We start from the raw sequence: 13188 nt of genomic DNA on the forward strand, positions 1-13188 counted from the left end.
CGCGACTCGGGCGGCTCGTCGCGCTCGGCGGTACCCGCAGGGACGCTCGATCCCGCCCGCGTCCTGGCCGGAGCCCGCCCCGGTGCACCCGGGCGGGACGCCGGACGCGAGCCGGGCTTCGCCGGGGCACGCGTCGGAGACGTCGTTCGGGCACTCACCCCGTCATGGTGCACCACGCCCCCGCCGTCGCCGAGCTGCCGCGCCGCCGGACCCGAGGGTCAACGCGTGCGCGGCGCCGGGTCGTCCTCGGCGCGGGAACGACGAACCCCCCGCCCGGAGACCGGACGGGGGGTTCGTCGAACCGACTCAGCCCAGGCGGCGGAAGGCGGAGCGGCCGGCGTAGCTCGCCGCGTCGCCCAGCACGTCCTCGATGCGCAGGAGCTGGTTGTACTTGTTGATGCGCTCACCGCGGGCGGGCGCACCGGTCTTGATCTGACCGGCGTTCACGGCGACGGCGAGGTCGGCGATCGTCGTGTCCTCGGTCTCACCGGAGCGGTGCGAGACCATCGTGGTCATGCCGGCGCGCTGCGCCATGGCGACGGCCTCGAGGGTCTCGGACAGCGTGCCGATCTGGTTGACCTTGACGAGCAGCGACGTGGCCGACTTCTCCTTGATGCCACGGGCGAGACGCTCGGGGTTGGTCACGAAGAGGTCGTCACCGACGATCTGGACCTTGTCGTCGACGCGCGCCACGACCTCGGCCCAGGAGGCCCACTCGTCCTCGCTCAGCGGGTCCTCGATGGAGACGAGCGGGTAGTCGTTCACGAGCTGGACGTAGTACTCGATCATCTCGGCGGGCGACTTGTCGCCACCCTCGAACTTGTACACGCCATCCTTGAAGAACTCCGTCGCGGCCACGTCGAGCGCGAGGTAGATGTCCTCGCCCGGCTTGAAGCCGGCCTTCTCGATGGCCTCGAGGATGAGGTCGAGCGCGGCGCGGTTGGACTCGAGGTTCGGCGCGAAGCCGCCCTCGTCGCCGAGGCCCGTCGCGAGACCGCGCTCCTTGAGCACGGACTTGAGCGAGTGGTAGACCTCGGAGCCCCAGCGCAGGGCCTCCTTGAACGTCGGCGCGCCGACGGGGGCGATCATGAACTCCTGGATGTCGACGTTGGAGTCGGCGTGCGACCCACCGTTGAGGATGTTCATCATCGGGACGGGCAGGACGTGCGCGTTCGGGCCGCCGATGTACTGGAACAGCGGGAGCTCGGCGCTCTTGGCCGAGGCCTGCGCCGCAGCGAGGGAGACGCCGAGGATCGCGTTGGCGCCGTACTTGCCCTTGTTCGGGGTGCCGTCCAGGTCGATCATCGCCTGGTCCAGCTCGCGCTGCTGGGACGCGTCGTAGCCGAGCAGCTCCTCCGCCAGCACGTCGTTGACGGCGGCGACGGCCTCCGCCACGCCCTTGCCCAGGTAGCGGCTCTTGTCGCCGTCACGCTTCTCGACGGCCTCGAACGCACCGGTCGAGGCGCCCGAGGGAACGCCGGCGCGCGCGAAGCTGCCGTCCTCGAGCATGATCTCGACCTCGAGCGTCGGGTTGCCACGGGAGTCGAGGATCTCGCGGCCGTGGATGTCGATGATTGCAGCCATCAATGCTCCTGTCGGTTCTGCAGGTGGCCACCGGGGCTCGTCGCCCGGCGCCGGATGGGCCAGCTGGGTGCCGGTCGGTCCCCGGTCTGGCGGGGACCTCTCCACCGACGAGCCTAGAGGATGAGCGCCCGGCCGGGCACGGGACGTTCGTCACTCGCGACGGCGCCGCCGCGCCCCCGGGCGGGGCCCGACGAGGCCGGCTCCGAGACCCGTCGCGACGGGCCCGCGCGCCCCGGCACCACTGCTGGCCACCCCCGGCACCGGCGCCCACCCCCGGGCGCCTACCCGCCGCTGGACTCCCGCACGACGAGCTCGTACGGCGCCTCGACCTCCTGCGGCGCGAGGCCCGGGTCGGCGATCCGGGCGACGAGCCGCCGCACCGCCTCCCGCGCGATGAACCGCTTGTCCGGCGCGACCGTGGTGAGCGACGGCGTCGCGTACTGCCCGTCCTCGATGTCGTCGAAGCCGACGACGGCGATGTCCTCCGGCACCCGCAGCCCGGCACCGAGGATCACCCGCATCGCGCCGAGCGCGAGCAGGTCGTTGAAGCAGAACACGGCGTCCGGGGGCTCCCCGCCCGCGAGCAGGCCGCGCATGGCCGTCGCACCGTCCGCGCGGTGGAACCGCCGGGCGCCCACCAGCAGCTCGGGGTCGAAGGCGATGCCGGCGTCGGCGAGCGCCGCCGAGTAGCCGGCCGTCCGCATCCGCGCCGTCACGTGCGGCTGGTCCCCGATCGCCGCGACGCGGCGCCGCCCGGAGGCGATGAGGTGCGCCGTCGCGTCGCGGGCCGCGCCGACGTTGTCGATCATCACGTGGTCGCACAGGCCGTCGTCCGAGCGCTCGCCGAGGAGCACGACGGGGCTGCGCGCCGCGAGCCGGTGGATGTCCGACCCGTGGAGCGAGATCGGGGAGAAGATCAGCCCGTCGAACAGCGGCGCGGGGCCGGAGCGGAGCTGCTCCCGCTCGCGCGCGACCCGCCCGTCGGTCTGCTCGAGCATGACGCGGTACCCGAGCGCCTCGGCCTCCTCGACGACGAACCGGGCGAGCTCGGCGAAGTAGGGGACGTCGAGCTCGGGGATGGCCAGCGCGATGATGCCGGTGCGTCCGGTCCGGAGCGTGCGCGCCAGGACGTTGGGTCGGTAGCCGAGATCCGTGATCGCGTCCTCGACCCGGCTGCGCGTCGCCGGCGCGATCGGCCCGTGACCGTTGACGACGTTCGAGACGGTGCGCGGGGAGACCCCGGCGCGCCGCGCCACGTCCTTGAGTGTCACCGCCACGGCGCGACTGTAGCGCGCTCGCCCGCACTTGCGCACGATGCACTTCCTCGAACAGGGCACTTGCGCACGATGCAAGTCGCGCACTAGCCTGGTTGCGCACGATGCAACTGGTCGTCGCCCTCGGGCCGGCCACGCATCACCCGTTGACACGAAGGAGTGAAGACATGGCTGTTGTGAGTGCAGCTCACGGCCGATGGCGACGGACCGGGCTCGCGGTGAGCGCGCTCCTGGCGGGCGCCCTGGCCGTGGCGGCCTGCGGGCCGTCCATCTCGAACGACGCCGGCGACGGCGACGCGCTGACCCTGCCGGAGGACTTCGAGCCGTCCGGCGAGATCACGATCTGGGACCGCTCGGGCGACCTCTTCCAGGTGTTCGACACCGTCATCGAGCGGTTCAACGAGAAGTACCCGGACATCAAGGTCAACCACCTCGCCGTCGACATCGACGCGAAGCTGGCCAACACGCTCATCTCGGGCGCCGAGGTGCCGGACGGGACGTTCATCGACGACTCCCAGGTGAGCACGCTCTCCCCGCACCTGTACGACCTCACGGAGCTGCTCGCGCCGTACGAGAAGGACATCGTGACCCAGAAGCTCGCCGTCGGCAGCAAGGACGGTCGCTTCTACGGCGTGCCGTGGGACCTCGACCCGGGGCTGCTCTACTACCGCGCGGACGTGCTCGAGGACGCCGGCGTCGACCCGGACTCCATCGCGACGTACGACGACCTCCTCGAGGCCGCGCGCACGGTCAAGGAGAAGAACCCGGACAGCTACCCGATCCGGCTGGAGGAGGGCGCCTACCTCGGCCAGATGTGGCTCGAGATGTTCGCCAACCAGGCCGGGACGAACATGACGGACGAGGAGGGCAACCTCCGGCTCGACTCCGACGAGTACCGCCAGATCCTCGGCTGGCTGCAGACCGTCGTCCAGGAGGACCTCGGCGCCAAGGCGACCTACATGGACCCGACCGACCTGCAGCGCCTCGACGACGGGACGACGGTCTTCGTCCCGTGGTCGATCTGGTGGGACTACGTCCCGCAGACGGTGCTCACGCAGACGCAGGGCGCGTGGCGCGCCATGCTCCTGCCCGCCTGGGAGGAGGGCGGTGCGCGCTCGGGCGCCATGGGCGGCTCGAGCTTCGCGATCCCGAAGGACGCGCAGAACCCCGAGCTCGCCTGGCTGTTCTACGAGTTCCTCGTGTTCGACCCCGAGGGCTACCAGCTCGTCTACGGCCCGAACGAGATCTACCCCGGCGGGCTCAACACCTCGATCCCGTCCTACCTGCCCGCGCTGCGCGGCGAGCCGCTGTTCGACCCCGTCCCGGCGCTCGGCGACCAGAACCTGTGGGAGATCGCGTCGCAGGCGGCGAACGAGGTGCCCGGCGGCGTGCCGACGCCGTCCTGGTGGCCCAGCGCCGTCGACTACCTCGGCGACAACCTCCAGCGTCTGCTCGACGGGACGATGACGCCGGACGAGGTGATCGAGAGCTCGACCCGGGACATCCAGACCAACCTGGTGGACCGGGGATGACCCTCGCCACGTCGACCGCCCCGGGCGTCGTCCAGGCCCCTCCCGCGCCGCGTCGGCGGCGCGGGAGGGGGCTGTACCGGACCCTCGCGCCCTACCTGTTCGTCACGCCGTTCCTCGCGTTCTTCGTCGCGTTCGGCGTCTACCCGATGCTGTTCGCCCTCCAGCTCAGCTTCACGGACTGGCGCGGTGCCGGCACGGCGCAGTGGGTCGGGTGGGACAACTACCTCTACCTCCTGCAGAACCCGGCGTTCTGGAGCTCGCTCGCCACCTCGGGCGCGCTCTGGCTCATGACGGTGCCCGTCCAGATCCTCGTCGGCACGATCGCCGCGGTCATCCTCAACAACACCCTCATGCGGGGCCGGGGGCTGGCGCGATCGTTCCTGCTCCTGCCGTTCGTGACGCCGCTGGTCGCGATGGCGCAGGTCTGGATCATCACGTTCGACCAGAACCACGGCGCGGTCAACGCGTTCCTCGGCCTGTTCGGGCTGCCCGACATCGGCTGGCTCACGACGACGGTCTGGGCCAAGCCGACGATCGCGCTGCTGTTCCTGTGGAAGACGACGGGCTTCGCGGTCATCATCCTGCTCGCCGGGCTCCAGGCGATCCCCGGCGACGTGTACGAGGCCGCCGCGCTCGACGGCGCCAGCCGCGCGCGTCAGCTCTGGGAGATCACCCTGCCGCTGCTGCGCCGGACGACGGCGTTCCTCGTCGTCATGCAGACGCTCGCGGTGTTCCAGATGTTCGCCGAGCCGTTCATGCTCACCCAGGGCGGTCCGTACGGGTCGACGACGACGGCCGGCTACAACCTCTACAAGTACATCCGGGTGTCCGACCTCGGCACCGGCGCCGCGAACTCGTTCCTGCTCGTGGTGATCGTCGTGCTGCTCTCGCTCGCGACCATCCGATTCCTGCGGCCGAAGGACTGACCCGTGGCGCTCACTCCCCTCCGACGTCGCTCGACCATGATCGAGCGCCCGCCCGGACCGTTCTCCTGGGCCGTCGTCGTCCTGCTCGTCGTGCTCAGCCTGTGGCCGATCCTGTGGGCCGTCGCGTCCGCGTTCAAGCCGCCGGCGTCGATCATCCGCGAGCCGCTCACGTTCGACCCGTCGGCCTTCACGCTGAGCAACTTCGAGGCGATGTTCGCCAACGTGCCGATCGGGACCGGGTTCCTCAACACGGCGATCGTCCTGCTGGTCAAGGGCAGCATCACGATGGTCTTCGCGCCGCTCGCGGGCTACGCGTTCGCCAAGTACGAGTTCCGCGGCAAGCGGATCCTGTTCGGCACGGTCATGGTGACGCTCATGCTGCCGGTCGTCGTCCTCATGATCCCGCTGCTGCTGGAGATGAAGACGTTCGGCTGGGTCAACTCCTACCCGGCGCTCATCCTGCCGGGCGCGGTCGACGCGTTCGCGATCTTCTGGATGCGCCAGGTCATCTCCGGCGTGCCGGACGAGCTGCTCGACGCGGCCCGCGTCGACGGCTGCGGCGAGCTGGGCATCTTCGCCCGGATCGTCGTCCCGGTCATCCGGCCGGGACTGGCCGGCCTCGCGGTCCTCACGATCATGAACATCTACAACGACTTCGTCTGGCCGGTCGTCATCACCTCGACCGAGGGGATGGCGACGCTGCAGGTCGTGCTGTCGACGCTGGCCCAGAACATCACCGGCAACAACATCTCCACCGACTTCGCCTCGGTGTGGGGCCAGCTCCTCGCGGCCAGCACCATCGCGATGATCCCGCTCATCGTCCTGTTCATGCTGCTCCAGCGGCACTTCGTCAACGGGATCGTCGGCGGCAGCCTCAAGGGCTGACCGGCCGTCACGTCCTCCCGTCCCCTCACCCCCTCCCCCCGACCACCGGAGTCACGCCGTGTCCCCCAGCCCCACCCCGGTCCCCCGACCCGAGTACCCGCGTCCCGACCTCGACCGCTCCGAGCGCTGGCTCGCGCTCAACGGCACCTGGGAGCTCCAGCCCGACGAGTCCGGCACCCTCGCGCCGGACGGTCCGGCGGACCTGCCCGACCGCCTGGCGAGCCGGATCACCGTGCCGTTCGCCTGGAGCAGCGAGGCGTCCGGCGTGCACGAGCCGTGGCTGGCGACGGCCTGGTACCGCCGGACGGTGACGGTGCCGGACGGCTGGGGCGCCGACCGCGTCTTCCTCTGCTTCGGCGCGGTGCACCACGAGGCCCGGGTGTGGGTGAACGGGCGGCTGCTCGCCGAGCACGTCGGCGGCTACCTGCCCTTCGACGTCGACGTCACGGACGCGCTCGACGCGGACCGCGCGGCCGAGATCGTCGTCCGCGTCCACGCGCCGCTGGACAAGCGGGACCTCCCGCACGGCAAGCAGCGCTCCCTCCCCTCCGACGACTACGACAGCGTCTCGTTCAGCCCGACGTCGGGGATCTGGCAGTCCGTCTGGCTGGAGCCGCGGGCGGCCACCCACGCCGCGGCCGTCGTCGCCGGCGGCGACTCGCTCACCGGGTTCGACGTCGTCGTCCACGTCGCGGGTCCCCGCCGCGCCGACGCGCGGGTCACGATCGCCTGGGACCCCGAGGCGGCTGCCGACGCCGGGGAGGCCGTCGCGAGCGCCGTCGCGGCGCCCGTCCCCGTGTCCGGCTCCACCGACGACGACGGGACGGCCCGGCTCCGGCTCGACACCCCGGGCGCGGCCCCGTGGCACCCCGACGCGCCCGTCCTGCACCGGCTCCGGGTGACGACGGAGAGCTCCGACGGCGTCGACCGCGTCACCACCTGGGCGGGGCTGCGCCGCGTCGAGACGCGGGACGGCGCGCTCTGGCTGAACGGCGAGCGGCTGTACGTCCGCGGTGTGCTCGACCAGGGCTACTGGCCGCGCACCGGCATGACCGCCCCGAGCGACGACGCGCTGCGGCACGACCTCGAGCTGGCCGCGCGAGCCGGGTTCAACCTCGTCCGCAAGCACATCAAGCTCGAGGAGCCGCGCTGGCTGCACCACGCCGACCGGCTCGGCATGCTGGTCTGGGCGGAGCCGCCGAGCCCAGGCCGACACTCGGCTCAGGGCGCGGCCGCGTTCGAGGAGGTCGCCGCCGGGATGGTCCGGCGCGACGGGAGCCACCCGGCGATCGTCGTCTGGGGTCTCTACAACGAGGAGTGGGGCTACGACTTCGGGCTGCACCGGGAGCCGGTCTGGCAGGACGAGCTCGCCGGGCTGGTCGCCCGGTTCCGCGCGCTGGACCCCACCCGGCCGGTCGTCGACAACTCGGGCTGGCACCACGTCGACACCGACCTGGTCGACTGGCACTGCTACATCACCGACCTGCCGACGTGGGCCGAGGTGACCGCCGGGCTGACGAACGGCACCCGCGGCAGCTTCCCCGTCCCCTTCCCGTCCGGGCTGTGGCACGAGCGCGCGCTCCACGTCGAGCCGCGCCGCGTGCCGCCCGGCGCGCCGGTCCTCAACAGCGAGTACGGCACCGGCCACACGACCGTGGACCGCGCCTGGGCCATGCAGTGGCAGACCCAGGAGCTGCGCCGGCACGACGCGGGCAGCGGCTACGTCTACTGCGAGCTGACCGACGTCGAGCACGAGAACGCGGGCATCCACTTCGCCGACCGCAGCCTCAAGGACACGGGCGGCCTCGCGAGCTCCGACGTGCACGCCCCGACGACGCTCGTCGTCGACGTCCTGCCCGCGGCTCCCGGGGCCGACATCGACCCGGACCGGTGGCCGGACGCGCTCCCGGTCCACGTGTCCCACCACGGGACGCGGCGGCTGACCGGGCGCCTGCGCGCGCGATGGACCCGGCCGCGCGGCACGGTCGGGGCCGGCCTCGGCGACGGTGCCGGCGTCGTTGACGGGCCCGCCATGACGGTCGAGCCCTTCGTGCTGAGCGCCCCCGTCGCCCTGCCGGTGCCGCGGCCCGACGGCCCGGCCCGGCTCCTCGTCTGGTTCGAGGGCGACGACGGAACTTCCCACGCCCGCGCCGTTGTCGACGCGGGCAGCATCGAGAGGAGCGAGGAACGATGACGACCGAGACGACGCAGGTAGGACGACCTGCCGCCCATCCCCGTCCGCAGCTCACGCGACCCGGCTGGACCTCGCTGACCGGGCCGTGGGAGCACCGCGCCGACCCGGCCGAGGTGGGGCTGACCGAGGAGTGGTGGCGGACCGGGACCGCCTTCGAGCGCACGATCGAGGTCCCGTTCCCGCCCGAGTCGGCGGCCTCCGGTGTCGAGATCGACGACGTGGCGATCCACTGGTACCGCCGCGAGGTCCGGCTCGACCCCCGGCCGGGCATGCTGACGATCCTGCACCTGGAGGCGGTCGACTTCGAGTGCGACGTCTGGGTCGACGAGCAGCACGTCGCGCACCACGTCGGTGGCTTCACGCCGTTCGAGGTCGACGTCACGCCGCAGGTCGCGGCCCGGCCCGACGCCCCGCACGTCGTCGTCGTCCGCTCGCGCGACGACCGGTCCGACCTGGAGCAGCCGCGCGGGAAGCAGGACTGGGAGGTCGACCCGCACGTCATCTGGTACCAGCGCACGAGCGGGATCTGGCGCGAGGTGTGGGTCGAGCAGGTGCCGGAGGCGCACGTCGCCGAGCTGTGGTGGCGCACCGACCCGATCGCCGGGATCGTCGACCTCACGGTCGAGACGTCGCGGGCGACGCCGCCCGGCGCCGAGGTCCGCGTCGTGCTCTCGGCGCAGGGGCGGGACCTCGCCTCCGCGTCGGGCTCCGTCGCCGCGGCCAGGGCCGAGGTCAGCCTCAGCCTCCGCGAGGCGGTCGGCGGCGCGACGCTCGAGCCGCTGTGGTGGTCCCCCGAGCACCCCGTGCTCCTGGACGCGCGGATCGAGCTGCGCGCGGGCGGCGGGTCCGGGGACGCGTCCGGCGCGACGGACGCGGCGGGCACGACGGCGGGTGCCCAGCTCGACGCGGTCGGCTCCTACGTCGGCCTGCGCTCGGCGCGCGTCGACGACCGGGCGTTCCTGCTCAACGAGCGGCCGTACCTGCTGCGCCTGGTCCTGGAGCAGGCCTACTGGCCGACGTCGCACCTCGCGGCGCCGAGCGAGGCCGCGCTAGAGGAGGAGGTGCGCTGGATCAAGCGGCTCGGTTTCAACGGGCTGCGGATGCACCAGACGTCGGCGGACCCGCGCTTCCTCGAGCTGTGCGACCGGCTCGGGCTGCTCGTCTGGGTCGACTCCCCCGCGAGCTTCCGCTACTCCACGACGTCGCTGGACCGGACCGTCCGCGGCTGGCTCGACCTCGTGCGGCGCGACCGCAGCCATCCGAGCGTGGTGACGTGGGTGCCGTTCAACGAGAGCTGGGGCGTCGAGCAGGTCTCCGTCGACCCGCGTCAGCGCGACGCCGTCCGCGCGCTGCACCACCTGACGAAGGCGCTCGACCCGACGCGCCCCGTCATCGGGAACGACGGCTGGGAGTACGTGGCCGGCGACGTCGTCGGCGTCCACGACTACCGGCACGACCCCGACGCGCTCGCGGCGATGCTCGCCGACCGCGCCGCGCTCGTCACGACCAGCAGCGTGAGCGGACGCCGCGTCGTGCTCGACGCCGCCGGCTGCCCGGAGGCGGCCGAGGGACGGCCGGTCGTGCTGTCGGAGTTCGGCGGCTTCACGCTCGCCACGCACGACGGCACGTGGGCGGGGTACGGCGGCGTCGCCGACGGCGAGGAGCTGCTCGAACGGCTCGAGAGCCTCGTGACGGCCGTCGTCGGCTCGGGCATCGCCGGCTTCTGCTACACCCAGCTCACCGACACGGAGCAGGAGCGCAACGGGCTCCTCACCGAGGACCGCGAGCCCAAGGCCGACCCGGACCGGATCGCGGCGGCGATCCGCTCGGGCGGGGTGCGACGATGACGGCCGGTGCCGGCCCGGACGTCGCGGCCCGGGTCGTGGTGGACCCGGCGTTCCGGGTCGGCCGCGTCCGGCCGCGGCTGTTCGGCTCCTTCGTCGAGCACCTCGGGCGGTGCGTCTACGGCGGCATCCACGACCCCGGCCACCCGCTGGCGGACGAGGACGGCTTCCGCACCGACGTGATCGACCTCGTGCGCGAGCTCGGCGTCACGATGGTCCGCTACCCGGGTGGGAACTTCGTGTCGGGGTATCGGTGGGAGGACGGGATCGGGCCGGTGGAGGATCGGCCGCGGCGGCTGGATCTGGCGTGGCACTCCACGGAGCCGAATACGGTGGGGCTGGACGAGTTCATGGTCTGGGCCGCCAAGGCCGGGGTCGAGCCGATGATGGCGATCAACCTCGGCACCCGCGGCGTCGCCGAGGCGCTCGACGTGCTGGAGTACAGCAACGTCGCAGCCGGGACGGCCCTGTCCGAGCTGAGGCGCTCCAACGGGGCCGACGATCCGCACGGGATCCGGCTGTGGTGCCTCGGCAACGAGATGGACGGGCCGTGGCAGACCGGCCACAAGACCCCGGAGGAGTACGGACGGCTCGCCGCGGCCACCGCCCGGGCCATGCGTCAGCTCCAGCCCGACCTCGAGCTCGTCGCCTGCGGGTCGTCGTTCCCCGGGATGCCGACCTTCGGCGCCTGGGAGCACGCCGTCCTGCGCGAGACCTACGACCTGGTCGACCTCGTCTCCGCGCACATCTACTTCAACGAGCGCGAGGTGGGCCTGGCGGCCTACCTCGGCTCCGCCGTCGCGATGGACGGCTTCATCGACTCGGTGGTCGCCACCATCGACGCCGTGCGGGCGGAGCTGAAGTCCGACCGGGTCCTCGGCATCTCCTTCGACGAGTGGAACGTCTCCCGGGTGCGGCCGGAGTCGGTCCCGCCCAGCGGCGACGACTGGCCCGTCGCCCCCGCGATCCTCGAGGACCACTACACGGTCGCGGACGCCGTGGTCGTCGGGAGCCTGCTCATCTCGCTGCTGCGGCACGCCGACCGGGTGCACGCGGCGGCCCAGGCCCAGCTCGTCAACGTCATCGCGCCGATCATGACGGAGCCGGGCGCCGGGACGTGGAAGCAGACGATCTTCCACCCGTTCGCCCAGGCGGCGGCCCTCGCGCGCGGCGTCGTCCTGCGCGCGGCGGTCGAGTCGCCGACGTACCCGACCCAGGCGTACGGCGACGTGCCCCTGGTGGACGCGACCGCCACCTGGGACGAGGAGGCCGGTGAGGTCACCGTGTTCGCCGTGAGCCGCGCGCAGGACGAACCGCTCCAGCTCGAGGTCGCGCTGCGCTGGGCGCACGTCGAGGTGGTCTCCGCCACGACGTACTGGCACGCGGACCCGACCTGGCAGGCGAGCGCGGACGACGACGCGACGGTGCTGCCGCGGGAGGCGGCGGACGTGCGGGTCGAGGGCGGGGTCGTGCGCCTCGACCTGCCGCCGATCTCGTGGAACGTCGTGCGGCTCAGGGTGGCCGGGCCGAGCTGAGGGGCGTCAGCCCCGGTGCTCCGCCTCGCGGACCTGGGCGCCGATGCCGCGGACCTGGGCGCGCAGCGCGCCCTCCGCGTCGACGCCCGCCGCCTCGGCGCGCGCGACGACGGCCAGCAGCTCGGCGCCGACCTCGGCGGCCAGCGCGTCGGCGGCGGCATCGGCAGCCGCGCCCTCGCCCGCCGGACGGAGGTCGTCGAGCGCATCGGGGAAGACCGGGCCCACCGCGATGCCGGCGCGCCGGGCGCGCCGCAGGACCTTCTGCGCGCGCATGAGCGCCGGCAGCGCCTCCGGGATGCCGTCGAGCACGGACGAGCGTCCCGAGCCGTCGGCAGCCGCACCGGCGGCGCCCGGCTCCGCGGACGCGGCCCGCTCGGCCGCCTTGATCCGGTCCCACTGCCGGTTGACGGCCTCGGCGTCGCTGGCGTCGGTCACGGACCCCGAGGCGTCGGGGAACACGTGCGGGTGGCGGCGGCGCAGCTTGGCGCTCAGCCCCTCGGCCACGTCGGCGAGCGAGAACCCGCCGGCCGAGGCCGGCACCTCCGAGGCGACCCGGGCGTGGAACAGCACCTGGAGCAGCAGGTCGCCGAGCTCCTCGCGCAGCGCGTCGAGGTCGCCGGACTCGGCGGCCTCCGCCACCTCGAACGCCTCCTCCACCGCGTACGGCGCGAGCGAGGCGGTGGTCTGCTCCGCGTCCCACGGGCAGCCGCCCGGCGAGCGCAGCTCGTGCATGACCGCGACGGCGTCGAGCAGCGCGGCGGCGACCCGCTCGGCCGGCGCGGAGCTCGGCGGCTGCGCGCGGTCGGTCGACGGGCGCTCGGCCGACGCGCCGTCGCTCGACGCGCGGTCCGTCACGTCAGCCGGCGGCCAGGGCGTCCGAGCCCGAGCCGATGATCCACTCCCACGAGGCGGGGCCGAGCCCGGTCGTGGCGTCGAACGTTCCGAAGCGCGGGTTGATGGTGATGTCGGCCTCGCCGAAGGCTGAGACGAGCTCCGCCTGGGTCTGCTCGTCCTCGATCGAGGACAGCATGACGACCCGCTGCGCGATCGCGATCATCGGCTCGGAGTACTCGAACGGCTCGACGCCGTTCGCCGTCGCGGTCTGGTCGAGCAGCGCGACCGCCTGCTCGCGCGAGGCGCCGAACCCGAGCCGCTCGCCGGCCTCCATCAGGGGCACGGTCGCGACCACGTCGGAAAGCACGGTCGGCGCATCGGCCGGCAGGTTGAGCCGCGCGTAGTCGCTCGCGACGGCCGCGAGCTCCGCGTCCGTGATCCGGACGCCGTTGACGGTGGCCGCCGTCCCCGGGCGGGCGCACGCGCCGAGCGCGAGGGCGAGCGCGACGGGGACGAGCGCGACGCGGGCAGCTGTGCGGAGCCGCACGGTGACCTCCGGGGGACGGATCGGGAACAGGGG

The 13188-nt window shown here is 73.0% G+C and carries 10 protein-coding genes; 6 read left to right on the top strand and 4 right to left on the bottom strand.

All coding sequences use genetic code 11. From position 1 onward, the window contains the following. Nucleotides 1–306 precede the first annotated feature (306 nt). Together eno and EDD28_RS02115 are read right to left on the bottom strand one after the other, a co-directional pair. Nucleotides 307–1584: a phosphopyruvate hydratase gene (eno, locus tag EDD28_RS02110; RefSeq protein ID WP_123738120.1), complete on the bottom strand. Its 1278-nt coding sequence runs from the start codon at nt 1582–1584 to the stop codon at nt 307–309. 281 nt (nt 1585–1865) lie between these two features. Continuing rightward, the gene (locus EDD28_RS02115) at nt 1866–2861 is read right to left on the bottom strand and encodes a LacI family DNA-binding transcriptional regulator (RefSeq protein ID WP_123738121.1); all 996 of its coding nucleotides are present in this window, start codon (nt 2859–2861) and stop codon (nt 1866–1868) included. Nucleotides 2862–3025: 164 nt separating this feature from the next. On the opposite strand from EDD28_RS02115, the gene EDD28_RS02120 reads away from it, so the two are divergent. From EDD28_RS02120 to arfA, 6 genes are read left to right on the top strand one after another with little or no spacing between them, the layout of a single operon-like run. After that, nucleotides 3026–4390: an ABC transporter substrate-binding protein gene (locus tag EDD28_RS02120; RefSeq protein WP_123738122.1), complete on the top strand. Its 1365-nt coding sequence runs from the start codon at nt 3026–3028 to the stop codon at nt 4388–4390. After that, nucleotides 4387–5316 carry a carbohydrate ABC transporter permease gene (locus EDD28_RS02125; RefSeq protein WP_123738123.1) on the top strand — a complete coding sequence of 310 codons (930 nt, stop codon included), beginning with the start codon at nt 4387–4389 and terminating at the stop codon, nt 5314–5316. The genes EDD28_RS02120 and EDD28_RS02125 overlap by 4 nt, the downstream gene beginning before the upstream one ends. A 3-nt stretch (nt 5317–5319) precedes the next feature. Next, on the top strand, nt 5320–6201 hold the full coding sequence (locus EDD28_RS02130; RefSeq protein WP_245967878.1) for a carbohydrate ABC transporter permease: 882 nt from the start codon (nt 5320–5322) through the stop codon (nt 6199–6201). Between the two features lie 58 nt (nt 6202–6259). Next, a complete protein-coding gene (locus tag EDD28_RS02135; RefSeq protein ID WP_123738124.1) occupies nt 6260–8395 on the top strand; it encodes a glycoside hydrolase family 2 TIM barrel-domain containing protein in 2136 nt (711 codons plus the stop codon). After that, the gene (locus tag EDD28_RS02140) at nt 8392–10242 is read left to right on the top strand and encodes a glycoside hydrolase family 2 protein (RefSeq protein ID WP_123738125.1); all 1851 of its coding nucleotides are present in this window, start codon (nt 8392–8394) and stop codon (nt 10240–10242) included. The genes EDD28_RS02135 and EDD28_RS02140 overlap by 4 nt, the downstream gene beginning before the upstream one ends. Continuing rightward, the gene (gene arfA / locus EDD28_RS02145) at nt 10239–11774 is read left to right on the top strand and encodes an arabinosylfuranosidase ArfA (RefSeq protein ID WP_123738126.1); all 1536 of its coding nucleotides are present in this window, start codon (nt 10239–10241) and stop codon (nt 11772–11774) included. Before EDD28_RS02140 ends, arfA begins: the two co-directional genes overlap by 4 nt. 6 nt (nt 11775–11780) lie before the next feature. Here the strand turns inward: arfA and EDD28_RS02150 are convergent, their stop codons facing one another. Both EDD28_RS02150 and EDD28_RS02155 read right to left on the bottom strand, forming a co-directional pair. Next, the gene (locus EDD28_RS02150; RefSeq protein ID WP_245967879.1) at nt 11781–12629 is read right to left on the bottom strand and encodes a MazG family protein; all 849 of its coding nucleotides are present in this window, start codon (nt 12627–12629) and stop codon (nt 11781–11783) included. Nucleotide 12630: 1 nt separating this feature from the next. After that, nucleotides 12631–13155, bottom strand: coding sequence for a hypothetical protein (locus EDD28_RS02155; RefSeq protein WP_123738127.1), 525 nt, complete (start codon nt 13153–13155; stop codon nt 12631–12633). Nucleotides 13156–13188: the final 33 nt, after the last annotated feature.

Origin of the sequence: Salana multivorans, assembly GCF_003751805.1 — a bacterium.
Classification (GTDB): Bacteria; Actinomycetota; Actinomycetes; order Actinomycetales; family Beutenbergiaceae; genus Salana; species Salana multivorans.

Coding starts and splice junctions, on each gene's coding strand:
- eno (WP_123738120.1), bottom strand. CDS start 1,584: ATGGCTGCAATCATCGACATCCACGGCCGCGAGATCCTCGACTCCCGT.
- EDD28_RS02120 (WP_123738122.1), top strand. CDS start 3,026: ATGGCTGTTGTGAGTGCAGCTCACGGCCGATGGCGACGGACCGGGCTC.
- EDD28_RS02125 (WP_123738123.1), top strand. CDS start 4,387: ATGACCCTCGCCACGTCGACCGCCCCGGGCGTCGTCCAGGCCCCTCCC.
- EDD28_RS02140 (WP_123738125.1), top strand. CDS start 8,392: ATGACGACCGAGACGACGCAGGTAGGACGACCTGCCGCCCATCCCCGT.
- arfA (WP_123738126.1), top strand. CDS start 10,239: ATGACGGCCGGTGCCGGCCCGGACGTCGCGGCCCGGGTCGTGGTGGAC.